Source organism: Ruegeria sp. YTSA226 (assembly GCF_059609905.1).
The window spans coordinates 36,968-58,366 of record NZ_JBXWMQ010000001.1 but is presented as its reverse complement, the minus strand read 5'-3'; the positions used below and the strand labels follow the sequence as shown (position 1 = coordinate 58,366).

Here is a 21,399-nt window from a genome sequence, read left to right as displayed (position 1 = left end):
TACCGTAGGAGGTCAGAGAATCATCCCCGATATCTGTCCACTGACCTCTCCCTGTACCAGAGCCATACGCCTTCCCCGGCGTGTGGCTCATCTTTTTTCAGCACAGAAAAAAGGCCAGAGCAGGTGCCCTGGCCTTTCTGTTTGTTCAACCTAAGAGATCACTCTTCAAGGCTCAGCGCGACAAAGCGTGGATCTCCACCGCGCCGCACCAAAAGCAGCAGTGACTTCCGCCCGGCCGTGCGGGCTTCTTCCATTCGGTCCTCGAGATCAGAAATCGCAGTGACCTTCTGCTGGCCAGCCTCGGTGATCAGATCACCGGCGCGCAAACCCTTGGCATAGGCTTCTGACGCCTCGTCCACTTCGGTCACAACCAGCCCCTCAGTATCCGGCTCCAGCCCCAGATCAGCACGCAGGGCTTCAGTCACGGGCGATATCGTCAGCCCCAGAATATCGGCATTTTCCTCAACCGGGGCTTCTTCGGCTTCACCCTCTTCGCTTTCGGCCCGCTCGGCATCTTCGCGGCGGCCCAGAGTCACAAGCACTGTCTGCGTGCTGCCATCCCGATGCACCACCACACGGACCGACTTGCCAACCGTTGTCTCACCAACCTGACGTACCAATCCACGGGTGTCATCGACCTCGACACCATCAAAGCTGAGGATCACGTCACCGGCCAACAGGCCAGCCTCTTTGGCCGGGCCCTCGGGTACATCGCTGATCAGTGCGCCACCCGGCTTGTCCAGGCCCATCGCCTCGGCCATATCCTCGGTCACGTCCTGAATGCGGACACCCAGCCAACCGCGGCGGGTCTCGCCGAACTCGCGCAGTTGGTCGACAACCTTGACCACCACATTCGAGGCCATCGAGAAGCCAATCCCGATCGAACCGCCATTCGGCGACAGGATCGCCGTATTCACGCCGATCACCTCGCCATCCATATTGAACAGCGGCCCGCCCGAGTTCCCCCGGTTAATCGCAGCATCGGTCTGGATATAGTCGTCATAAGATCCGCTGAGCGCGCGGTTCCGCGCCGAGACGATCCCCGCCGAAACCGAAAACCCTTGCCCCAGCGGGTTGCCCATCGCAATCACCCAGTCGCCAACGCGCGCAATGTCACTATCACCAAACTTGACGTATTTCAGCGGCCCGGTGGCTTCGACCTTCAAAAGCGCGATATCGGTTTTTTCATCTGTACCGATCACTTTCGCAGGCAGTTCTTTCTTCGGTTGACCGTCGCCCGGGAAGAATTCGACCAGTATCTCATCAGCCTCGGCAATAACGTGGTTGTTAGTAACGATGAAACCATCCTCGGATATCACAAACCCCGAGCCCAGCGAATTGCTGCGGCGGGGGCGGTTATCTTCATCCCCGTTACGGTCTTGAAACTCGCGAAAGAAATCTTCGAACGGAGAGCCCTCGGGAACGATCCCCTGCGGGCCGGTCTGTCCCTCGATCAGTGTCGAAGTGGTGATGTTGACCACCGCTGGGCTGATCTTATCGGCCAGCGGAGCCAGGCTTTCGCCCCGCGCCTGGGCGGCCACTGACTGCGCCAATACAAGCAGCATCCCGGCAAAGGCCAGCCACATCAACCGCATGAAACCAACAACGTCGTCCCGCCGGACGGATATAATGCGCGCTTGTGACTGCACGTGGGAACTCCTTGTCGTCAACACTATCTAGATCGCCCGCAGGCGGCCCTTCTTGATATCCAATGTAGCTGGTTTGTCCTTGCCCGCAACTGAGGATCGCGGGGAAATCACCATGAAGTGTAGCCGTTGTTCAAAACCCGACCTGATATGCACCCCATAGCAACACGAGACCTCCTACCATACATAACAATCCTGCAAGTCGACGTGCCTGCTCTGGCATCGACCGCAGCGCCTCTAGCATACGTTCAATAAGCGAAGGGGCCAGCGCATAGGCCAGCCCCTCGACAATCAACACCAGCCCAAAGGCCAGAAGGATCATACCCATTATTCAGACGCCTGCCCCGCCGATTGGCCCCGGCCGGTGGGTGATTTGAGATAGTTGAAGAACTCGGAATCCGGGCTCAATACCATCGAGCTGTTACCGCCCTGCAATGCATTCTGATAGGCGGTCAGCGAACGATAGAATTCAAAGAATTCCGGGTCCGCACCGTAAGCTTCGGCAAAGATCGCATTGCGTTCGGCGTCAGCCTCACCGCGAATGATCTCAGCCTCACGCCGCGCATCCGACACCAGTTCGACAACGGTCCTGTCGGCCTGGGCACGTACGCGCTGTGCCGCCTCATTACCACGGGCACGTTCGTCCGTTGCTTCGCGCTCCCGCTCGGCCTTCATCCGGTCAAACGTCGCTTCGAGGTTGGCCTGCGGCAGATCGGTCGCTTTCAGGCGCACGTCAATGACGGTCACACCCAGCGCACGTGCCTCGGCAATCGCACTATTGCGGATACGCAGCATCAGCGCAGCCCGGTCCGAGCTCAGGATGTCACGAGACGAAACTGAACCCAGAACTTCGCGGGTTTCAGCGCGCAAGATGCGGTCCAGACGATCCTCGGCAACCGGGATACCACCGACACCAACCGCCTGGCGGAACTGGTTCAGATCGGAAATCCGGTAGCGGGCGAAGGCATCGACGACCAGACGCCGATCATCCAACGGCGTCACTTCAAGCGGTTGAACGTCGATGGACAGGATACGGTCGTCATAACGGACAACTTCCTGAATAAGTGGAATTTTGAACGCCAGACCGGGATCTTCTTTCACCGCGACCACACGGCCGAATTGCAGAACCAGCGCACGCTCGCGTTCATCAACGATAAAGATCGAAGACAGCCCAGCGACGCCAAGGATCACCACAAGGATGAGGATAATGGGTGACTTACGCATCAGTTGCTCTCCCCGGATTGATTGCGGCGCAGTTCGTTCAGCGGCAGATACGGCACAATGCCCTGTCCCTGACCGGCCGAGTTTTCGTCCAGTATGATCTTGTCGACATCACCCAGAATCTGCTCCATCCGCTCCAGATACAAACGTTTGCGCGTTACATCCGGCGCTTTGGAGTATTCTTCCAGAACCGCGCTAAAGCGGCTGGCTTCACCTTGTGCGCTGTTGATCTGCTGGGCGCGATATCCTTCGGCCTCTTCCACAACTTGCGCGGCTTCACCACGTGCTTCGGCCAGTACCTTATTGGCATAGGCGTCGGCGACGTTCTGCAGACGGTCACGTTCTTGTGCGGCGGCCTGAACATCGCGGAAGGCCGCGATTACGTCCTGTGGCGGGTCGGCTTTGTCAAAGTTGACACGCACAATGTTCACGCCGGAATCATAGCTGTCCATCGTCGACTGAATCAATTCCTGCAAGCGATCAGCAATCACACCCCGATCTCGGTTCAGGATCGGTGCCAGCTCGCTTTGTGCAATGATCTCGCGCATGGCCGATTCCGACACGGCGCGGATCGTCTGGCGCGGGTCGCGCAAATTGAACAGATACTTGGCCGGGTCATTGATGTTCCAGACCACCTGATAGTCGATATCGACAACATTTTCGTCGCCGGTCAGCATCAAGCCATCATCGCTACCACGGGCTCCGCCCATGTCTTCGTTCTGCTCGCGGGTCACAGGAATGACCTCGGCAGTTACAAATGGCCAAGGCGCAAAGTTCAGACCGGGATTTCCAACGTTTGAAAATTCACCCAAAAACAGCTCTACTGACTGTTCTTCCGGCTTTACCGTATAAAAGCTGGCCGCCCCCCAAAGGACTGCACCCACCACCAACCCAATGGCAACGGTCCCTTTGGTAAAGATGGGACCACCACCGCCGCCACTGCCCGAACCATTGGTGCCACGACCACCGCCGCCGCCCATCAGGACGCGCAGCTGTTCCTGGCCTTTTTTCATCAGCTCGTCGATCTCGGGAATCTGCGGGCCTTCATTTTCGGGAGGCTTGCGCCCGTCCCCGTTGTCACCCCGATTTCCTCCGCCGCCAGAAGAGCCTCCGCCCCCCCAGGGGCCGCCGCTGTTGCCCGCCATTTTTATCTATTCCCTTGTGTTGAACCGTGTGATCACGGGTTCCCTTGTAACTTGTGTGCGCGCGGTTGCAAATCAAGCCGTACGCACAGGATGACGCATTGTTACCAGTTCTTCCGCCATGACCGGATGAACTGCAACGGTGCGGTCGAAATCTTCCTTGGTTGCACCCATTTTGACGGCAATGCCAGCCAGTTGAATCATCTCGCCGGCGCCCGGTGCCACAATGTGACAGCCCAGTACCTTACGCGTGGCCTGAGAGACGATCAGTTTCATCAAAACCCGCTGCGTGCCACCTGCGAATGCCTTTTGCATCGGCTTGAACGAGGTTGCATAGATCTCGACCGGCTCTTGGGCTGCAGCGTCTTCTTCGCTCAACCCGACCGTGCCGAATTCCGGCTGCGTGAAAATCGCAGTTGGAATCAGGTCGTGATCCACAGGTGTCGGGTTGCCTTTGAATACGGTTTCGACAAAAGCCATCCCTTCGCGGATCGCAACCGGAGTCAGGTTTACCCGATCCGTCACGTCGCCAATCGCATAGATCGAGGGCACGCCGGTCTGGCTGTAATCATCCACGATGATCTCACCCTTGCGGCCGCGTTCAACGCCGATCGCCTCAAGCCCCAGATTGTCGGCATTGGGCGCGCGACCAGTGGCATACATGACCACGTCAAACAGCTGTTCCGTGCCATTGGTGGCCTTTACGCGAATCTTGTCACCGTCTTTGGCCATCTCAAGCACATTGGTGCCCAGATGCAGATTAATCCCGTTCTGGCACATCTCTTCGCTGATCAGACCGCGCGCTTCTTCGTCAAAGCCCCGCAGGATTTGCGCACCGCGGTAGAACTGTGTGGTTTTCACGCCCATGCCGTTCATGATTCCTGCAAACTCGCTGGCGATATAACCGCCACCAACGATCAGGATGCTTTCGGGCAGTTTTTCCAGATGGAAAATCTCGTTCGAGGTGATCGCCAGGTCCGAGCCCGGAAACTCGGGCACAACAGGGCGTCCCCCTGTGGCGACCAGAATATGCTTGGCCGTCATGCGGGTGCCATCGGCCAGCTCAACCGTATGTGCGTCCACCACATGTGCACGCTGATCAAAGCTTTCGACGCCGTTGTTTTTCAGGATGTTGCGATAGATGCCTTCCAGCCGGTCCAGCTCGACATGGAGTTTGCCGCGGAAGAGATCCCAGTCAAATGCACCGGGTTTGACGTCCCAGCCATAAGCCTGTGCATCTTCAACCATGCCAGAGAACTCGCTAGCAAATACCATCAGCTTCTTAGGGACACATCCGCGGATCACGCAGGTCCCGCCATAGCGATCCTCTTCCGCCAGTGCCACTTTGGCCCCGTTTTCGCCAGCCGCCACACGCGCCGCCCGGACCCCGCCCGAGCCGCCTCCGATGACGAAAAGATCATAGTCAAAGCTCATTTACAGTGCCTCTTTCAGTTTTCTGACAACGCTATCGAGCCATCATCAATGATGTACCCGGTCACTCATGACGGCCCAGGCTGGACCACTGGGACAGTTGATCTTGCCAGGACGCATACAGATTTGGTCGATAATGCTCAATCGTCTCTACGAAACACTCAGATATGGGTTTCGGCATGGATTGCAACGGAAGGGGTAAACACTCATGCCCGCCATCTGACTTGTTGAAGCTAACAAAAAAAATAAGGCGTCGTTTTTGCTCGGTTTCGTCCAACGCATCAATGTAGCGTACATCAGGCCAAACAATGTCTTGGATCGTTCCTCTACGCGTGCGGAGCTTCAATCCACCAGAGTCCACTAGGGCCACAAGCGACGGCATATTGAGTGAGACTAGATAGTTCATGAACAACACGACGGAAGTAAGGACAACGAGCACCAATGTGAAAAGCGTGCCACCTGTCCACCCCGCGGAAACAAAACCCCACGCCGCCACCACAGCCGCAATCCCGATCTTGATCAGGTTGCGTTTTAGCGTCCTGGCTCGCGCAGCCAAATCTGCTTCGGTTTCGCGGTATTCAGCAACCGGAGAGGTGCTCATTCCTTAATCCGCCAAATCCGTGAACAGGTTGTCTTTGCCGCCATCAAACAACTCGTCCAGTTCCACCGTTCCCTCGTTGATGTCGCGCAGTTCGACCCGTCCATCTCCATAACCGATCACGACCTTGTCGCAAATGTCGATGAACAACCCGTTCTCGACCACGCCGGGTACCTGGTTCAGCACCAGCGCCATCTGCCTTGGGTTTCCGATCCGTTGCAAATGCAGGTCCAGCACGTGATTGCCTTCATCCGTGACAAACGGCGCTTCTCCGTTCATGCGAAGCGCCGAGCGGGTACCGAGAACATCCATGGTATCCAGCACCTCTTCGATCAGGGTGCGTGTGGTCTGCCAGCCAAAGGGGATCACCTCGACCGGCAATGGGAAGGCACCCAGAGTCTCGACCTCTTTGCCGGCATCGGCGATGACCACCATCTGGTCGCTGGCCGTGGCTACGATCTTTTCCTGCAGGTGCGCGCCGCCGCCGCCCTTGATCAGATTAAGCTCTCTGTCGAATTCGTCCGCACCGTCGATGGTGATGTCCAGCCATCCCGCCTGATCCAGAGAAACAACCTCAATGCCCAGTTCGCGGGCCAGTTGGGCCGTCCGGGTCGATGTCGGAACACCCTTGATCGCCAGACCTTCTTCTCTGACCCGTTCCCCCAGCCGACGCACCATCCATGCAGCGGTCGATCCGGTTCCCAGGCCGACTCGCATCCCATTCTGCACCATGTCAGCCGCACGGCGTGCTGCGACGTATTTTGCAGTGTCGATGGGCGACAGATCACCGGCCATTTCAGCATCCCCCTAATTTGCTGCGGAACTTATACGGAATGCCTACAACAACTGCGAGAGAGAATTGTCCGGATCGGTAGACCAACATGTCGCGAAACTACGCGTTTCCTATGGGAAACGTCGCAATCAGGTCTGTTGAAAACATACGTGAGGTATACATAGTTCGCATGAACACGCCTTACCGCCTGCACTATGCCCCGGACAATGCTTCGCTGGTCATCCGGCTGGCGCTGGAAGAGATGTGCCTGCCCTATGAAACCGTTCTGGTAGACCGCCGCCAAAGCGCACAGGACAGCCCGGAATATCGCGCGCTGAACCCCAATGGGCTGATCCCGGTATTGGAAACACCACAGGGGCCGATCTTCGAAACCGCTGCTATCTTGTTGTGGCTGGCGGATACGCATGGCCGGCTGGCCCCTACCCCCATGGACAGCAACCGCGCCGCGTTTCTGAAGTGGCTGTTCTTTGCCTCCAATACGCTGCACGCTGATCTGCGTATTCTGTTTTATGCCGAAAAATATATAGACGCAGCGCAGGTCAATCCTTTGCGCGCCGGTATCCGCCCTCGTTTGCGCCAGCACTTGCGCCTGCTTGACGATGTTGCGAAAAGCGCGCCTTCCTGGCTGAGCCCGGACATACCATCGGTCCTGAGTTATTATCTGGCCTGTCAGATGCGCTGGATGGCGCTCTATCCTGCGAAGGCTGATCGCAGCTGGTTTCAGATCGCTGACACGCCGCATCTGCAGCGAATGCTGATGCAGTTGGAGACGCGCCCTGCCACACGTGCCGCAATCGCGGCCGAGGGTTTAGGGGTTACACCCTTTACCTCACCAACCTATGCTAACCCACCGGAAGGCTTTGCTACCTGATATGTTTCTGTCTGTCTTCGATATGTTCAAAGTGGGCATTGGCCCGTCCTCGTCCCATACGATGGGACCAATGGTTGCTGCCGCGCGGTTTCTGGACATGATGCGCGCCTCTCCGTTCGAATTTTCAGGGCTGCGCGGGTCGTTGCACGGGTCGCTGGCCTTTACCGGTGTCGGCCACGCAACCGATCGCGCCACGATCCTGGGCCTGGCCGGATTTGTGCCCGACACATATGATCACGAACGGGCCGAGGCCGCACTGGCTGGCATAAGTGAGACCCACAGCGTGACCCCCGAAGGATTGCCCACGCTGCAGTTTGATCCCAAGGCCGATCTGGTTTTCGACTATGAAAACAATCTGCCGGGCCATGCTAACGGTATGGTCCTGATGGCCACGGACGCACAGGGCGACGTGATCCTGCGGCAGGTCTATTACTCGATCGGTGGCGGCTTTGTTCTGACCGAGGAAGAACTGGCCCAGGGCAAGGCAACCGATGAAGGCGCACCGGTGCCCTTTCCTTTCAAATCGGCGGTCGAGATGTTGGACATGGCCAAAACCAGCGGCAAAAGCATCGCCGAGATGAAGCGCGCCAACGAGATCGCGCGCGGCTGTGCAGACAGTTTTGCCAAAGGCACAGCGCGCCTCTGGCAGGTCATGAACGACTGTATCGAGCGCGGTCTGACCACCGACGGCATTCTGCCAGGCGGTTTGAACGTGCGTCGTCGCGCCAAAGGCATCTATGACGCGTTGATGGCCGAGCGTGGCATGAACCTGAACGCGCCCCACACGATCAACGACTGGATGAGCGTTTACGCCATGGCCGTAAACGAAGAAAACGCAGCTGGCGGTCAGGTGGTGACCGCCCCCACCAATGGTGCTGCCGGGGTTCTTCCAGCGGTAATGCGCTATTATCTGGACCATGTACCCGGTGCTTCAGAGAACCACATCGAAGATTTCATGCTGACTGCGGCCGCTATTGGCGGGCTGGTCAAATACAACGCCTCGATCTCGGGCGCCGAGGCCGGGTGTCAGGCTGAAGTCGGCAGCGCCGCAGCCATGGCTGCAGCCGGGCTGTGCGCGGTTATGGGCGGCACCCCGGAACAGGTGGAAAATGCCGCCGAGATCGCTCTCGAGCATCATCTGGGCATGACCTGTGATCCTGTCGCCGGACTGGTTCAGGTACCCTGTATCGAACGCAACGGGCTGGGTGCGATCAAGGCGGTATCAGCGGCCTCCTTGGCCCTGCGCGGAGATGGTCACCATTTCGTACCACTGGACGCCGTCATCGAAACCATGCGTCAGACAGGGCATGACATGCACGAAAAATACAAGGAAACGTCATTGGGCGGTTTGGCGGTGAACGTGCCGAATTGCTGAAACAAAGCGGGGAAGCATGATGGATGGCCATTGTCTTTGCGGTAAAGTTTCATTTCAGGTGGACCCGCCTGTTCTGTCCTGTGTAACCTGCCACTGCGACAGTTGCCGCAGACAATGCGCGGCCCCGATGACGGCCTATTTCGGGATCCGCGATGGACAGTTGAAATGGACGGGCCAGGCACCAAAGACATTCGCATCCTCACCCGGCGTAGAACGCAGCTTTTGTCCTGATTGCGGCTCGCCGATCTCATTCCGGTCTGCGTCCATGTCCGGCATAATGCACCTCTACGTGGCCCTTCTGAAGGACCCCAACCAGTTGCAGCCAACACTGCATGTCGCGCATGAGGAAAAGCTGGACTGGTTGCAAATGGATGACGGGCTACCGATCTGTATCGGCCCGGACTACACCAAGATGCAGCCTTTGCCTGAAACCTAGCTTTCGCTTTCCCCGGTTCAGCCAAAGCGCTAGCGTCGCTGCATGACACAGGATCGTCCCGTTTTTGGCATCGTGCTGATGCTTGGCTTTTGTGCGCTCGCACCGTTGGGGGACGCGGTCGCCAAATTGCTGGGCGAAACCATGCCACTTGGGATGCTGGTCTTTGTCCGGTTTACACTTCAGGCCCTGTTGCTGGTTCCGCTGGTCGCCTGGACCGGCAGGCCCTGGCAAATGCCGAGGCGCATTTTTCGTCTCGCTGTCATAAGAACTCTGCTGCACATCGTCGGTATCACCGCGATGTTTAGTGCCCTGCAATACTTGCCCCTGGCAGACGCTGTGGCCATCGCCTTTGTTATGCCGTTTATCATGTTGCTTCTTGGCAAACTGGTACTAAAGGAAGAAGTCGGCAAGCGGCGCCTGATTGCGTGCCTTGTGGGCTTTGGTGGTACATTGCTTGTCATTCAACCCAGCTTTGCCGAAGTCGGATATGCGGCTTTGCTTCCACTTGTCGTCGCGGTGGTGTTTGCCCTGTTCATGCTCGTGACCCGGCAAATTGCAAAAGCTACAGATCCCATTGCGCTGCAGGCCGTGTCGGGCGTCATAGCCTCTGTCATCCTACTGCCTGCACTGTTGGTGGGAACACCCGCCGGAATCTGGGAGCTGTCCCTGATTGCTCCGAATTTGGGCGATGTCTGGCTTTTGCTTGCAATCGGGCTTCTCGGTACGGTCGCACATCTGTTCATGACTTGGTCGCTGCGATATGCACCCTCTGCAACATTGGCCCCGATGCAGTATCTCGAAATCCCGGTCGCCACGGTGTTTGGCTGGCTGATCTTTCACGACCTGCCCGACGGTGTCGCCGCTTTGGGCATCTGCATCACCATCGCCGCCGGCCTCTATGTCATTCTGCGTGAGCGGGCCAGCGCCCGGACGGCCCCGACAGAAGCGCCTGCATGACCTGATCCAGCATCGCCCTGGGAAACATTACCAAAAGGCCCGGCCCATCCATACGCAATTCAACCGAGCCCAATGCGCGGTTGGACGTTCCGACAGCGCCATTCGGCTCCATCACCAAACCGTCGATTGGCCATTCAAGGCCGCGGCTTTGCCCTGATACACGCTGTAATGGAAACAATGAGACGACATCTCGAGGTGCCATAGAAACCGAGATTTGGGGGGGTGCGTGAAAGATAATCTCACTTTCGCCAATCAGAATACAGGGCTGATCTTGCCTGCGAACCAAGACGTTTAGTGCTGCTAACTGGTGATCCAGACGCCCCCCGAGAAAACCGACCCCAATCACCAACGGCGCCTCGACACTGCGCAGGGCTTTGTCGAAATCCGTGCTGTTTTGTTCGCTAATTGGAAACAGTCGATCCAGCGGAATCTGATCTTTGTGATCCGAATCAAGCGAATCAAAATCACCGATAACAGCGTCTGGAATGCGCCCAATTTCCAACAAACTTGCCGCCCCGCCATCTGCGGCGACGGCCAACTTGGTGCGAATCAACGCCAAATCCAAATCTTCAGGGCCAATTTGACCGCTTCCAACTAGCGTGATTGACTCTTTCGAACGTACAATTCGCGTCTTTTTCATGAGATTGATCATTTTTTCCGGGTTTTGACACATTGAGACCACAAAATGATAGGTTCATGGACAAAGTTCTGAGCCAATAGCTCTGCCCACGACCGGGCTGATGGCTCGTGTAGTTTGTAGAGGACGTACGTCTGATGGTACAGAATAACAAGGTTTTGACAGTTTCCTACGGAACCTTCTCGTGCACTTTGGAAGGATTTGACGATTCTTTTGAAACGATGAAGTCGATTGCCGAATACTTCCGCGACCTTGCAGCGGATGACAGGTATTTTGGGTCCGAACCTCCGCAACCAGACGCCGAAATGCTGACCCGCATTGCTCAGCGAGATGCGACGCGTAAAGTCGAAGCCAGCCAGAGCGAAAACGGATTGCTTCTGCGGGCGCAAGACCGTGCCGCTTCACCGCCCCTTTCTACCGCGCCCATGACCCCGCCCAGTACCCCAAGTGCTCCGGCCTATACCGCTGCCCCCTCACAGTCCGCGTCCATCGCAGAGGCCGAGCCGGTTGAGGGTCGACCCGAACCCGCCGCCGATAGTATCGCCGCAAAGCTGCAACGGATCCGGGCGGTGGTCTCTCATAGCGAAGAAAACTCGGTGATCTACGCCGAGGATGAAGATTCCCCCCTGATGAAATCCGAAACCGGCCCAACTGATGCCGTATCGGCTGCCTTTCAGGCCGGAACTCTGACCCCCACAGATCTGGCCGAATCCCCCGCGGCCGATGCTGAGGTTGAAGCGGCTCAGGAATTTGAGCCCGAACCTCAGATGGACATGCCCCCACCCGCCGCGGAAGAGGCAGAGATCGAAGGCCCGGCCCAAGAGACCCCCGCCGTGCCAGAAATTGATGTCGCACCTACTGCCGACGACGTGACCACTGTCGAGGCAGAAGAGGTTTTGTTTTCGGATCTGAGTGCCGAGACGGACGAAGCCGAGAGCGACGAAATCGACAATATCCTGACAGAAGACATTTCGGCGGACGCAGACGAACCTGAAGAGGTTGCCGGCTATTTGACCGAAGAAGACGAGGAAACTCTGCTTGACGAAATCGCCAGCGTCGAAGCCGTGTTGTCCGCCCGTGCATCCGAGCCTCTGCCTGAGGAACCGAACCTGGACGAGGACGTTTCTCGCCTGATGGAAAAGGCGGTCGAACAGATGGATGATCCCGCGACTGCCACTCAGCGCGAGACATATTCCCGTCTGCGCAATGCAGTGGCCGCAACCAATGCTGATCGTGCAGATGCGCTAAACCGTAATCAGGCTCAGCAGATCAGCCCGCGCCGCCCTGAAAGCAATGTTACAACTGCCCGTCCCAAGGCAGAGCCTGCCGCTCCCCTCAAGCTGGTTGCTGAACAGCGCATCGACAATAAAGACGAGGATGAAATGGGGCCGATTTCTCCGCGCCGTGTAAAATCCAAACCGCTGGGTCTTCCGATCGAGGAAAGCGGCTTTGCGCACTATGCGCAGGAACAGGGCGCACAATCTCTGCCGGACCTGCTGGAAGCTGCGGCATCTTATCTGTCGTTCATCGAAGGACAGGAACAGTTCTCGCGCCCACAACTGATGAACAAGATCCGTTCTCTCAAGCAGGACGATTTTAATCGCGAGGAAAGCCTGCGCTCATTCGGGCAACTGCTGCGCGACGGCAAGATTGAGAAAGCTGGCGGAGGTCGGTTTGCGGCTTCGGACGAGATAGGGTTCCGCCCTGACGGAGATGAACGCGCCGCAGGCTGAATTCAAACCGAAAAGAAAAAAGGGCCGGAGACCAACTCCGGCCCTTTTTCATTGGGCGATCTTTTGTGGGCAGGCGTATGAACCCGCCGCAGGATGAGCCCGGAATAGGCCGCTCAGTCAGAGGATCCGTTTGGATCTTCTTTTCCGACACCTTTGAAGATGAATTTGAAAGGCAGAGCCCACAAAATGCCGAGCGCTACGTATACCAGAAGTTCCAACCAAATTGGTGGCCGGTCCAACCAGTTTATCACCGTCACCACCGCAACGATATAAGCCGGCAGGCCAATCAGCAGCAGCACCATCGACCAACGACGACGCGCTTTATAGCTCAGGCCATTTTTCTGCTCGCCGGCCATCAGTCAGCAAACGGGTCTGTCACCAAAATGGTGTCATCCCGCTCTGGGCTAGTGGACAGCAATGCAACCGGACATTCGATCAACTCTTCGACCCGACGCACATATTTGATGGCATTTGCAGGCAAGTCCGCCCAACTGCGCGCGCCTTCCGTGGATTCGCTCCAACCAGGCACTTCTTCGTAGATCGGAGTACATCGTGCCTGCTGATCGGCTGCAGTGGGAAGATAATCCAGACGCTTACCGTCAAGGTCATAGGCAACACAGATTTTCAGCGTCTCGAATCCGTCCAGCACGTCCAGCTTGGTCAGCGAAATACCGTTTACGCCGCTAGTGGCACAGGTTTGGCGCACCAGACAGGCATCAAACCAGCCGCAACGCCGCTTGCGCCCGGTGGTGGTACCGAACTCGTGCCCACGCTCACCCAGACGCTGGCCATCCGCATCATCCAATTCGGTTGGAAACGGCCCCTCACCCACACGGGTCGTGTAAGCCTTTACGATGCCAAGGACAAAATCAATCGAGCCGGGCCCGATGCCAACACCGGTCGCCGCCTGACCGGCGATCACGTTGGACGAGGTCACAAACGGATAGGTTCCAAAGTCGATGTCCAGAAGGGCACCCTGCGCGCCTTCAAACAGAATACGTTTACCAGCCTTGCGCTTATCGTTCAGCACTTTCCAAACGGGTGCTGCGAAAGGCAGAATCTCGGACGCAATTTCCCTCAGCTGAGCAATCAGTGCATCGCGGTCCACGGGTTCGATCCCCAATCCCTTGCGCAGCGGGTCATGGTGCTGCAGCGCGCGATCTACGCGTGCCTCAAGGGTCGCTTCGTCTGCCAGGTCAGCAACCCGCACAGAACGCCGCCCAACCTTATCTTCATATGCGGGGCCAATTCCACGACCGGTGGTGCCGATCTTGGTTCCTTTGCTTGCCGCCTCTTCGCGTGCGCGGTCCAGTTCACCGTGGATGGGCAGGATCAGCGGGGTGTTCTCTGCGATCATCAGCGTTTCGGGCGATATCTCGACTCCCTGCGCCTGGATCGTTGCGATCTCTTTCAGCAGGTGCCAGGGGTCCAGAACAACGCCATTGCCGATGACACTCAGCTTGCCGCCACGTACCACACCGGATGGCAGAGCGTGCAACTTATAGACGGCACCGTCGATTACCAACGTATGACCGGCATTATGCCCGCCTTGAAAACGCGCGATCACATCGGCCCGTTCACTGAGCCAATCGACGATCTTGCCTTTTCCTTCGTCACCCCACTGGGCGCCGACAACAACCACATTGGCCATATCTGGTCCTTTTGCGCTGAGATATCAAACCCGGCTCGTATAGCGATGTGTCAGCGACAGGGAAACCGATAATTCGCCGCAGATCATAACCACGCTGTGCGTGGTGCCTCCGGCGGAGGTATTTTTGGCCAGATGAAGAGAGGATCCCTTGCTTCATCTGGCTCAAAATACCTCGGGGGAGTCGCGGCTTGCCGCGGCGGGGGCAGCGCCCCCTTTCTAGCCATTCGACAAATGAACGGGTTCACCATGTGGAGTCGTCAGATAGGCTTTCTCCCAATCCAACGAGACTGCAGAGACATCACTTGGGTTCGCGTCACCCATTTCGGCTAAATAGGCCTCGAGTGTTTCCAGCCAGGCATGGAAATAGTCGTTGCCACCATTCAGCTCTTTGCTCAGACCATGGCGTTTTAGCATCTTCGAAAATCGATCGGCCCATTCCGACCATTCGAATCGTCCCGCTTCATTCAGCGCGACCGTGACCGCAAAGACCTGTGCATGCCAGGGCTCTGCGAATGCCAGCTCGGGTAATGGCTGTGCGTTACACTCACTCATCGGGCACCAGATAGCTTTGCCACAGATCTAATATGACCTCGTCATTTCGGTTCTCGGGATCGGCCCAAAGCTCCGAGGCTGGGAATGCAACCGCATATAGTGGTTCAGGTGCCTCTCCCAGACCATGAGCATTGGAATCCGGCAAAACATGCGTCCCATGCAGGCGTAATATCCGACCGCAAGCGCCAGAAGCGTAAGATGGCAATCTGGTATGACCACCGTTTTTCAGGCGGTTGGCAGCCGGTCGTACAGTACGCACCTTTTGACCGGGATCAAACTGCACCGCGATATTCGAGGGTCGATCAGCCGGACCGCCTTTGGACAGTACGCCCTCAACCGTCCCGGCTGTCAGCGCGCGGGAAGCCAAAGGATGTGAAGCATCCGTTCCTTGGCCCAGAAGGTCTTCCAAAGTCAGGACCCCCTGCTCTACCAACAGATCTGCAAGTGCTGACACCCATTTTTCGTAGTAAGAGAATCGTGCATAGTCTTTGGGCGACAGTCGTTCGCGTGCATGGCGCGAGATGTCGATATTCCATTGTCCCAGAAACCCGGCAGCCAATGTCAGTGCCAATGCGCGCCCGTGCCATTCTTCTGGGAAAATCGCTGCATCTTGGGATTCGGGGATCACCGGACCGTCGCCGAACCGTCCTCCCATATCGTGAACGCGGGTCATGACGGCACCTTGGGCAGGCCGGTTCCGATCATACTGTCACGGGTCACAAGCGCGGTCAGGTCGTCTTCGGTCATCCCATCGGTGCCATCGGGGCGCATGGGTAGAACAAGATAGCGTATCTCGGCCGTTGAATCCCAAACCCGCACGGCTGTTTCATCCGCCAGAGAAACTCCGAACTCTGACAAAATTTTACGCGGCTCACGCACGGCCCGCGCACGATAGGCATCCGATTTATACCACCCCGGTGGAATCCCCAACAAAGGCCATGGGTAGCAACTGCACAGCGTGCAAACGACCATGTTGTGGAGATCAGGGGTATTTTCGACAACAACGATATGTTCACCTTGCCGACCGTAAAAACCAAGCTTTGTCACCTCGGGCGTTGCATCCTTAAGCAGTGCTGCCTTAAAGGCCGGGTCAGTCCAGGCTTTGGCAACAACCCGGGCACCGTTCTGCGGGCCAATCTTGTTTTGGTAAGTGTCGATGATCTCATCCAAAGCGGCCGGGTCGATCAGCCCCTTGCGGGTCAGAATCGTTTCCAGCGCCTTGACGCGAAGGGCGGGTTCAGGCGGCAATAAGGCGTGCGGATGGTCGGGATCGTCATGTGGCATGGGTCGCAGCCTGCTTTACCATCCCCTTGCCTGTCCAGTCTCTTTGCTGTGATCCCGAAGATCACTTGGCGTGATGGTAACTCGTGACTTGCCCCCGGAACCAAACTTGCATAAGTACCTCGCGATACACGCCACGCTGTACAGGACCACCATGGAAAACGTCGTTCTCATTATCCATCTTCTTCTGGCTTTGGGCCTGATCGCCGTCGTCCTGATGCAGCGGTCCGAAGGCGGCGGCCTTGGCATGGGTGGCGGCGGAGGCGGTGCCATGGCTGGCCGGTCGGCTGCAACAGCATTGGGCAAGGTGACCTGGATTTTAGCCGCGTGCTTTATCGTCACTTCGATCACACTGACCATTCTGGCGGCACAAAAATCCTCGGGCAGCTCTGTGCTCGACCGGATTGGGACACAGGCACCGGCCGCGACCGAAGAAAGCACACCGGCAATTCCGTCGGCGGATGACCTGTTGCCTCCGGCACAGGGTGACAACGCGCCTTTGATCCCGCAGGCCAACTGACACACAAAACCTAGAAACAGAAAAGAGAACTGCAACAGCATCTTGCGGTTCTCTTGCGCTATTGGCGCGAATCCTTTATACGTGAAGTCCCGTGATGCAGCGGTTTTTCTTGAACCGCCGGGCAGCTGATATTGACGTCTCACGGGGAGCAGCCGAAAAACATGGCGCGTTTTATTTTCATCACTGGTGGTGTGGTTTCATCCTTGGGCAAAGGATTGGCTTCGGCGGCTTTGGGCGCGTTGTTGCAGGCCCGCGGATATTCGGTGCGTCTGCGCAAGCTGGACCCCTATCTGAATGTCGATCCGGGCACCATGTCGCCTTTTGAGCATGGCGAAGTGTTCGTTACAGATGACGGGGCAGAAACCGATCTGGACCTTGGCCATTATGAACGTTTTACCGGCGTCGCCGCGCGCAAAACCGACTCGGTCAGTTCCGGGCGGATTTATTCCAACGTGCTGGAAAAAGAACGCCGCGGCGATTACCTGGGCAAAACCATTCAGGTGATCCCGCACGTCACCAATGAGATCAAGGATTTCATCGCCATAGGCGAGGATGAAGTCGATTTCATGCTGTGCGAGATCGGCGGCACCGTGGGCGATATCGAAGGCCTGCCCTTCTTTGAGGCCATCCGCCAATTCAGCCAGGACAAACCACGCGGCCAATGCCTGTTCATGCACTTGACCCTGCTGCCCTACATCAAAGCCTCGGGCGAATTGAAAACCAAGCCAACCCAGCACTCGGTGAAAGAGCTGCGTTCGATCGGTCTCGCCCCCGACATTCTGGTCTGCCGGTCCGAAGGCCCGATCCCGACGAAGGAACGTGAAAAGCTGGCTTTGTTCTGTAACGTCCGCCCCGATAGCGTGATTGCTGCGCAGGACCTCAGCACCATCTACGATGCTCCGCTCGCCTACCACCGCGAGGGACTTGATCAGGCGGTTCTGGATGCCTTCCAGATCAGCCCTGCCCCCAAGCCCGATCTGACCAAATGGGAAGACGTCAGTGATCGCATCCACAATGCCGAGGGCGAAGTGAAGGTCGCCATCGTCGGTAAGTACACCCAGTTGGAAGACGCCTATAAGTCGATAGCCGAGGCGCTGACCCATGGCGGGATGGCCAACCGTGTCCGCGTCAAGGTCGAATGGGTCGATGCCGAGGTATTCGATACCGAAGAGGCCGCCCCGCATCTGGAAGGCTTCCACGCGATCCTCGTGCCCGGCGGATTCGGTGAGCGCGGTACCGAAGGCAAAATCAAGGCTGCGCAATACGCCCGCGAACATAAAGTGCCCTACCTGGGTATCTGCCTGGGCATGCAGATGGCCGTAATTGAGGCCGCGCGAAATGCCGCTGGCATCAAAGAGGCCGGGTCCGAGGAATTCGACCATGAATCCGGTAAAAAGCGTTTCGAACCGGTGGTCTATCACCTGAAAGAATGGGTGCAGGGCAATCACAAGGTCGAACGCAAAGTCGGTGATGACAAGGGCGGCACCATGCGCCTGGGAGCCTATGACGCGGTTCTGGCCGAAGGGTCAAAAGTGGCCGAAGTCTATGGCGGTACCGCCATCGAAGAGCGCCACCGCCACCGCTATGAAGTGGACATCAAATACCGCGACAAGCTGGAAAAAGCTGGTCTCAATTTCTCAGGCATGTCCCCCGACGGCCGGTTGCCAGAAATCGTCGAGTGGTCGGATCATCCGTGGTTCATTGGGGTCCAGTACCACCCCGAGCTGAAATCAAAGCCGTTCGACCCGCATCCTTTGTTCCGCGACTTTGTGCGCGCTGCCAAGGACACCTCGCGTCTGGTCTGACACCAGGCACGAAAGCAGATTGTATCGGTCAGCGCGAAAAGACTGTACGCGCTGACCCTTTGCACGGTTAACTGTCCGCAACTCAGAGATAGGAGACCGTCCATGACCGATCAGATCACCAATGCACTGACATTCGCGGCCCTGCACAAAAAGGGCGAACCGGTTATCCTGTACAATATCTGGGATGCTGGCAGTGCCGGTGCCGTGCGCGACGCTGGCGCCCAAGCCATTGCCACTGGAAGCGCTCCTGTTGCGATGGCACAAGGGTTCAGCGACGGCCAAAACATCCCGATGCAGGCCGCGCTGGACAATGCTCGCCGGATTGTCGAATCCGTTGATCTTCCGGTTACTCTGGATTTCGAAGGTGCGTATGCGGCTGATGCTCAGGGTATCTCTGCCAATGTCAGGCTGGCCCTTGAATCCGGCGTTGTCGGCTTCAACTTCGAAGACCAGATCATCGGATCAAATGAGTTGTACGATATTGAAACTCAGGCCGCCCGTGTCAGCGCGATGCGTGAAGGTTGCGATGCGGCGGGCGTTCCTGCGTTTATCAACGCGCGGACCGACATTTTCCTGAAGGCGCAGCCCGAAACCCATGATGATGCGATGCTGGAAGAGGCAATGGTCCGAGCACAAGCCTATTCAGATGCAGGGGCCAGCGGATTCTTCGCCCCCGGCCTACGGGATCAGGCCATGATTGCCCGGTTGGTAGAGTCAATCGACCTGCCGCTAAATATCATAGCATTACCCGGCACACCGGACACCGCCACTTTGGCTGGGCTGGGAGTCGCGCGTATAAGCTATGGCCCTGTACCCTATCGGAAAATGCTGGCCTGGCTGCAAGACGAAGCGCGAAAGGTACTCTGACCCAGCGCGCTATCCGGCTGTAGCAGGCGGTCTTTTGATCATTCTGAGCCTTGCGCGATAGTCCGTGCTTGGCGGGTTATCAAATATGGAATAATCTCTGACCATGTTGAAAAAACTCTTTCAGGCTTTCCGCCCGCCACAACACGACAATCTGCCCGACCCAGACGCTGAACTTGCACTCGGGGCGCTTATGGTGCGCGTTGCACAAGCGGACAGGGATTATAAGCTGGAAGAGATCAGCCTGATCGACCGTATCCTCGCCCGACTTTATCAACATAATGCGATCGAAGCCGCAAAGGTCCGCGCCACCTGCGAGAAACTGCACGCAGCCGCACCGGAAACGGACACGTTCGGTAAGCTGATCCGGGAAACCACGGACCTGCACGAGCGCTTGGCCGCTTTGGATGCCCTCTGGGAGGTGGTTCTGGCCGACGGGAATACAGATGAGGGCGAGATGAAAATCGTCGAAGAAGCCCGCATCGCCATGGGTCTGAGCTTTAACGACAGCAAGACCGCCAGAAAGCGTGTGCAAAGACGCTTGGAAGAGGCGTAAGGCCTCTCTATACCTGTCTCATGTTTAGTGATTTTCTGTCTCGACTGACCCAGCCTCAGCCCGCCCCTTTCACCGATGACGATGCTCGACTGGCCTTGACGGCCCTGCTGGTGCGCGTTGCCCGATCTGACAACGACTATGCCGACAGTGAAATGGCGCGAATCGACCGGATTTCGATTGAACGCTATGACCTATCCCCGTTCGAAGCCGCCGGCCTGCGCGCCCGCGCCGAAGATCTCGAGGCCGAAGCACCGGACACCGTACGGTTCACTCGCGCAATCAAAGAGGCCGTTGCCTATGACGACCGCCTGGCAGTCGTTCAGGCCTTGTGGTCGGTCGCTCTGGCGGATGGGCACCGCACGGGTGAAGAGGATTCCTTACTGCGACTGGTCGTCAGCCTGCTGGGCATCAGTGATGTCGACTCTGCAATGGCCCGTCAAAAGGCTGCCAAATCTTGATAGCCACGCTGGGCATGTACGACATGCCTGCGCTGCGCCCTGCGAATGATCGGTTTTGGGCATCGATTCGGGATTACCTTGGCTATGGCCCCGCAAACCTAAACCGAGACCGGGATGTCTGGGATGTCTGGTTGGACCCGGATCTGGTTTTTGCCCAGACCTGCGGCATGCCCTATCGCACCCGGTTGCATGGCAAGGTGCAGTTGGTTGGAACGCCGGATTACGCGTTGCCTGGCTGCCCACCTGGCCATTACCGGTCAGTTTTTGTAGCCCGCCGCCACGACCCCCGCGATCTTGATGAATTGGCCGATGGTGTTTTTGCCTATAATGAACCGCTGTCGCAATCCGGATGGGCCGCCCCAATGGTTCACCTTGAACGATACCACCGAACACCATCGTCGGTTCTGCAATCCGGTGGTCATGCGCTGTCTGCTCAAGCCATTTCCGAGGGCCGTGCCGATTATGCCGCGCTGGATGCGCTGACATGGGAGATGCTGAAGGTCCATTCCGACCTTCCAGAAGCTCTGCGTGAGGTCGCCGAAACAACCCCAACCCCCGCGCTACCTTATATCACAGCGAAGGATCAGGACGCCGCTCAGATCGCACGCGCAGTTCGCAACGCGATTCAAACCATGTCACCGCAAGATCGGAACCTTCTGCACCTGCATGACCTGATCTCTATTCCTGCCAAAGATTATCTGCGCGTCCCAAATCCGTCGAAATTGTAAACTGCGATGGATAATTCATGATCAAATTGACCAGAACGCTTCGTCAAATTGACGGAATCACCCACTTACTCTGTCATTTGCGCATTGCATTGAGCTGATTTTTAAGCCCTAGTACCGCACCAACACCAATAACACCTGGACCAA

24 protein-coding genes are annotated in these 21,399 nt (G+C 57.3%); 11 read left to right on the top strand and 13 right to left on the bottom strand.

The genetic code is table 11. The features are described 5' to 3' along the window. Positions 1-158 precede the first annotated feature (158 nt). From AC2FFF_RS00330 to rpiA, 7 genes are all read right to left on the bottom strand, one after another. Entirely contained in the window at positions 159-1,595 is a 1,437-nt protein-coding gene (locus AC2FFF_RS00330) for a Do family serine endopeptidase (protein ID WP_246097166.1), read from the bottom strand. Between the two features lie 184 nt (positions 1,596-1,779). After that, positions 1,780-1,974: a DUF2065 domain-containing protein gene (locus AC2FFF_RS00325; RefSeq protein ID WP_142634568.1), complete on the bottom strand. Its 195-nt coding sequence runs from the start codon at positions 1,972-1,974 to the stop codon at positions 1,780-1,782. Beyond that, on the bottom strand, positions 1,974-2,870 hold the full coding sequence (gene hflC, locus AC2FFF_RS00320) for a protease modulator HflC (RefSeq protein ID WP_142634570.1): 897 nt from the start codon (positions 2,868-2,870) through the stop codon (positions 1,974-1,976). The genes AC2FFF_RS00325 and hflC overlap by 1 nt, the downstream gene beginning before the upstream one ends. Beyond that, positions 2,870-4,012, bottom strand: coding sequence for an FtsH protease activity modulator HflK (gene hflK, locus AC2FFF_RS00315; protein WP_142634572.1), 1,143 nt, complete (start codon positions 4,010-4,012; stop codon positions 2,870-2,872). Before hflK ends, hflC begins: the two co-directional genes overlap by 1 nt. A 72-nt stretch (positions 4,013-4,084) precedes the next feature. Beyond that, positions 4,085-5,443 carry a glutathione-disulfide reductase gene (gor, locus tag AC2FFF_RS00310; RefSeq protein WP_281972308.1) on the bottom strand — a complete coding sequence of 453 codons (1,359 nt, stop codon included), beginning with the start codon at positions 5,441-5,443 and terminating at the stop codon, positions 4,085-4,087. A gap of 61 nt (positions 5,444-5,504) precedes the next feature. Continuing rightward, positions 5,505-6,041 (bottom strand): hypothetical protein, encoded by a 537-nt coding sequence (locus AC2FFF_RS00305; protein ID WP_281972309.1) that lies wholly within the window; start codon positions 6,039-6,041, stop codon positions 5,505-5,507. A gap of 3 nt (positions 6,042-6,044) precedes the next feature. After that, entirely contained in the window at positions 6,045-6,833 is a 789-nt protein-coding gene (rpiA, locus tag AC2FFF_RS00300; RefSeq protein ID WP_271946345.1) for a ribose-5-phosphate isomerase RpiA, read from the bottom strand. A gap of 167 nt (positions 6,834-7,000) precedes the next feature. Here rpiA and AC2FFF_RS00295 point away from each other — a divergent pair, with 167 nt between their 5' ends. Genes AC2FFF_RS00295 through AC2FFF_RS00280 form a run of 4 tightly spaced genes read left to right on the top strand, consistent with a single transcriptional unit; the run spans position 7,001 to position 10,470 of the window. Then, on the top strand, positions 7,001-7,702 hold the full coding sequence (locus AC2FFF_RS00295) for a glutathione S-transferase family protein (RefSeq protein ID WP_142634580.1): 702 nt from the start codon (positions 7,001-7,003) through the stop codon (positions 7,700-7,702). Position 7,703: 1 nt separating this feature from the next. Next, on the top strand, positions 7,704-9,077 hold the full coding sequence (locus tag AC2FFF_RS00290; protein WP_142634582.1) for an L-serine ammonia-lyase: 1,374 nt from the start codon (positions 7,704-7,706) through the stop codon (positions 9,075-9,077). 16 nt (positions 9,078-9,093) lie between these two features. Next, positions 9,094-9,513 (top strand): GFA family protein, encoded by a 420-nt coding sequence (locus AC2FFF_RS00285; protein WP_496728092.1) that lies wholly within the window; start codon positions 9,094-9,096, stop codon positions 9,511-9,513. Between the two features lie 42 nt (positions 9,514-9,555). Next, on the top strand, positions 9,556-10,470 hold the full coding sequence (locus AC2FFF_RS00280) for a DMT family transporter (protein ID WP_281972310.1): 915 nt from the start codon (positions 9,556-9,558) through the stop codon (positions 10,468-10,470). On the opposite strand, the gene AC2FFF_RS00275 is transcribed toward AC2FFF_RS00280, so the two are convergent. After that, a complete protein-coding gene (locus tag AC2FFF_RS00275) occupies positions 10,415-11,110 on the bottom strand; it encodes a thiamine diphosphokinase (protein ID WP_281972311.1) in 696 nt (231 codons plus the stop codon). The two genes, AC2FFF_RS00280 and AC2FFF_RS00275, sit on opposite strands and share 56 nt — an antisense overlap. A 134-nt stretch (positions 11,111-11,244) precedes the next feature. Here AC2FFF_RS00275 and AC2FFF_RS00270 point away from each other — a divergent pair, with 134 nt between their 5' ends. Next, positions 11,245-12,840 carry a hypothetical protein gene (locus AC2FFF_RS00270; RefSeq protein WP_281972312.1) on the top strand — a complete coding sequence of 532 codons (1,596 nt, stop codon included), beginning with the start codon at positions 11,245-11,247 and terminating at the stop codon, positions 12,838-12,840. 113 nt (positions 12,841-12,953) lie between these two features. Here AC2FFF_RS00270 and AC2FFF_RS00265 read toward each other — a convergent pair whose 3' ends face one another. The 5 genes from AC2FFF_RS00265 to nthA form a co-directional block, all read right to left on the bottom strand. Then, positions 12,954-13,196, bottom strand: a complete 243-nt coding sequence (locus AC2FFF_RS00265; protein WP_142634590.1) for a DUF2842 domain-containing protein — start codon at positions 13,194-13,196, stop codon at positions 12,954-12,956. Continuing rightward, positions 13,196-14,491, bottom strand: coding sequence for an adenylosuccinate synthase (locus AC2FFF_RS00260; protein ID WP_281972313.1), 1,296 nt, complete (start codon positions 14,489-14,491; stop codon positions 13,196-13,198). Before AC2FFF_RS00260 ends, AC2FFF_RS00265 begins: the two co-directional genes overlap by 1 nt. Positions 14,492-14,707: 216 nt before the next feature. Next, complete coding sequence (locus AC2FFF_RS00255) at positions 14,708-15,043, bottom strand: nitrile hydratase accessory protein (protein WP_281972314.1); 336 nt, start codon at positions 15,041-15,043, stop codon at positions 14,708-14,710. Then, positions 15,036-15,716 carry a nitrile hydratase subunit beta gene (gene nthB, locus AC2FFF_RS00250; protein WP_281972315.1) on the bottom strand — a complete coding sequence of 227 codons (681 nt, stop codon included), beginning with the start codon at positions 15,714-15,716 and terminating at the stop codon, positions 15,036-15,038. Before nthB ends, AC2FFF_RS00255 begins: the two co-directional genes overlap by 8 nt. Then, positions 15,713-16,327, bottom strand: coding sequence for a nitrile hydratase subunit alpha (gene nthA / locus AC2FFF_RS00245; protein ID WP_142634598.1), 615 nt, complete (start codon positions 16,325-16,327; stop codon positions 15,713-15,715). Before nthA ends, nthB begins: the two co-directional genes overlap by 4 nt. Before the next feature lie 151 nt (positions 16,328-16,478). Between nthA and secG the strand changes: the two genes are divergently transcribed. The 6 genes from secG (at position 16,479) to AC2FFF_RS00215 (ending at position 21,255) form a co-directional block, all read left to right on the top strand. Next, complete coding sequence (secG, locus tag AC2FFF_RS00240) at positions 16,479-16,844, top strand: preprotein translocase subunit SecG (RefSeq protein ID WP_142634600.1); 366 nt, start codon at positions 16,479-16,481, stop codon at positions 16,842-16,844. A 161-nt stretch (positions 16,845-17,005) separates the two neighbouring features. Beyond that, positions 17,006-18,649, top strand: coding sequence for a CTP synthase (gene pyrG, locus AC2FFF_RS00235; RefSeq protein WP_142634602.1), 1,644 nt, complete (start codon positions 17,006-17,008; stop codon positions 18,647-18,649). Positions 18,650-18,751: 102 nt separating this feature from the next. Further along, positions 18,752-19,516: an isocitrate lyase/PEP mutase family protein gene (locus AC2FFF_RS00230; protein ID WP_142634604.1), complete on the top strand. Its 765-nt coding sequence runs from the start codon at positions 18,752-18,754 to the stop codon at positions 19,514-19,516. A 103-nt stretch (positions 19,517-19,619) separates the two neighbouring features. Then, entirely contained in the window at positions 19,620-20,069 is a 450-nt protein-coding gene (locus AC2FFF_RS00225) for a tellurite resistance TerB family protein (protein WP_142634606.1), read from the top strand. A 20-nt stretch (positions 20,070-20,089) separates the two neighbouring features. Beyond that, positions 20,090-20,527 carry a tellurite resistance TerB family protein gene (locus AC2FFF_RS00220; RefSeq protein WP_281972316.1) on the top strand — a complete coding sequence of 146 codons (438 nt, stop codon included), beginning with the start codon at positions 20,090-20,092 and terminating at the stop codon, positions 20,525-20,527. Next, positions 20,524-21,255 carry a phosphate/phosphite/phosphonate ABC transporter substrate-binding protein gene (locus AC2FFF_RS00215; protein ID WP_281972317.1) on the top strand — a complete coding sequence of 244 codons (732 nt, stop codon included), beginning with the start codon at positions 20,524-20,526 and terminating at the stop codon, positions 21,253-21,255. Before AC2FFF_RS00220 ends, AC2FFF_RS00215 begins: the two co-directional genes overlap by 4 nt. Positions 21,256-21,399: the final 144 nt, after the last annotated feature.

Bases quoted from the DNA above. Each gene is read 5' to 3' on its own strand.
- AC2FFF_RS00330 (WP_246097166.1), bottom strand. From the start codon at position 1,595: ATGCGGTTGATGTGGCTGGCCTTTGCCGGGATGCTGCTTGTATTGGCG.
- AC2FFF_RS00325 (WP_142634568.1), bottom strand. From the start codon at position 1,974: ATGGGTATGATCCTTCTGGCCTTTGGGCTGGTGTTGATTGTCGAGGGG.
- hflC (WP_142634570.1), bottom strand. From the start codon at position 2,870: ATGCGTAAGTCACCCATTATCCTCATCCTTGTGGTGATCCTTGGCGTC.
- hflK (WP_142634572.1), bottom strand. From the start codon at position 4,012: ATGGCGGGCAACAGCGGCGGCCCCTGGGGGGGCGGAGGCTCTTCTGGC.
- gor (WP_281972308.1), bottom strand. From the start codon at position 5,443: ATGAGCTTTGACTATGATCTTTTCGTCATCGGAGGCGGCTCGGGCGGG.
- AC2FFF_RS00305 (WP_281972309.1), bottom strand. From the start codon at position 6,041: ATGAGCACCTCTCCGGTTGCTGAATACCGCGAAACCGAAGCAGATTTG.
- rpiA (WP_271946345.1), bottom strand. From the start codon at position 6,833: ATGGCCGGTGATCTGTCGCCCATCGACACTGCAAAATACGTCGCAGCA.
- AC2FFF_RS00295 (WP_142634580.1), top strand. From the start codon at position 7,001: ATGAACACGCCTTACCGCCTGCACTATGCCCCGGACAATGCTTCGCTG.
- AC2FFF_RS00290 (WP_142634582.1), top strand. From the start codon at position 7,704: ATGTTTCTGTCTGTCTTCGATATGTTCAAAGTGGGCATTGGCCCGTCC.
- AC2FFF_RS00285 (WP_496728092.1), top strand. From the start codon at position 9,094: ATGATGGATGGCCATTGTCTTTGCGGTAAAGTTTCATTTCAGGTGGAC.
- AC2FFF_RS00280 (WP_281972310.1), top strand. From the start codon at position 9,556: ATGACACAGGATCGTCCCGTTTTTGGCATCGTGCTGATGCTTGGCTTT.
- AC2FFF_RS00275 (WP_281972311.1), bottom strand. From the start codon at position 11,110: ATGAAAAAGACGCGAATTGTACGTTCGAAAGAGTCAATCACGCTAGTT.
- AC2FFF_RS00270 (WP_281972312.1), top strand. From the start codon at position 11,245: ATGGTACAGAATAACAAGGTTTTGACAGTTTCCTACGGAACCTTCTCG.
- AC2FFF_RS00265 (WP_142634590.1), bottom strand. From the start codon at position 13,196: ATGGCCGGCGAGCAGAAAAATGGCCTGAGCTATAAAGCGCGTCGTCGT.
- AC2FFF_RS00260 (WP_281972313.1), bottom strand. From the start codon at position 14,491: ATGGCCAATGTGGTTGTTGTCGGCGCCCAGTGGGGTGACGAAGGAAAA.
- AC2FFF_RS00255 (WP_281972314.1), bottom strand. From the start codon at position 15,043: ATGAGTGAGTGTAACGCACAGCCATTACCCGAGCTGGCATTCGCAGAG.
- nthB (WP_281972315.1), bottom strand. From the start codon at position 15,716: ATGACCCGCGTTCACGATATGGGAGGACGGTTCGGCGACGGTCCGGTG.
- nthA (WP_142634598.1), bottom strand. From the start codon at position 16,327: ATGCCACATGACGATCCCGACCATCCGCACGCCTTATTGCCGCCTGAA.
- secG (WP_142634600.1), top strand. From the start codon at position 16,479: ATGGAAAACGTCGTTCTCATTATCCATCTTCTTCTGGCTTTGGGCCTG.
- pyrG (WP_142634602.1), top strand. From the start codon at position 17,006: ATGGCGCGTTTTATTTTCATCACTGGTGGTGTGGTTTCATCCTTGGGC.
- AC2FFF_RS00230 (WP_142634604.1), top strand. From the start codon at position 18,752: ATGACCGATCAGATCACCAATGCACTGACATTCGCGGCCCTGCACAAA.
- AC2FFF_RS00225 (WP_142634606.1), top strand. From the start codon at position 19,620: ATGTTGAAAAAACTCTTTCAGGCTTTCCGCCCGCCACAACACGACAAT.
- AC2FFF_RS00220 (WP_281972316.1), top strand. From the start codon at position 20,090: ATGTTTAGTGATTTTCTGTCTCGACTGACCCAGCCTCAGCCCGCCCCT.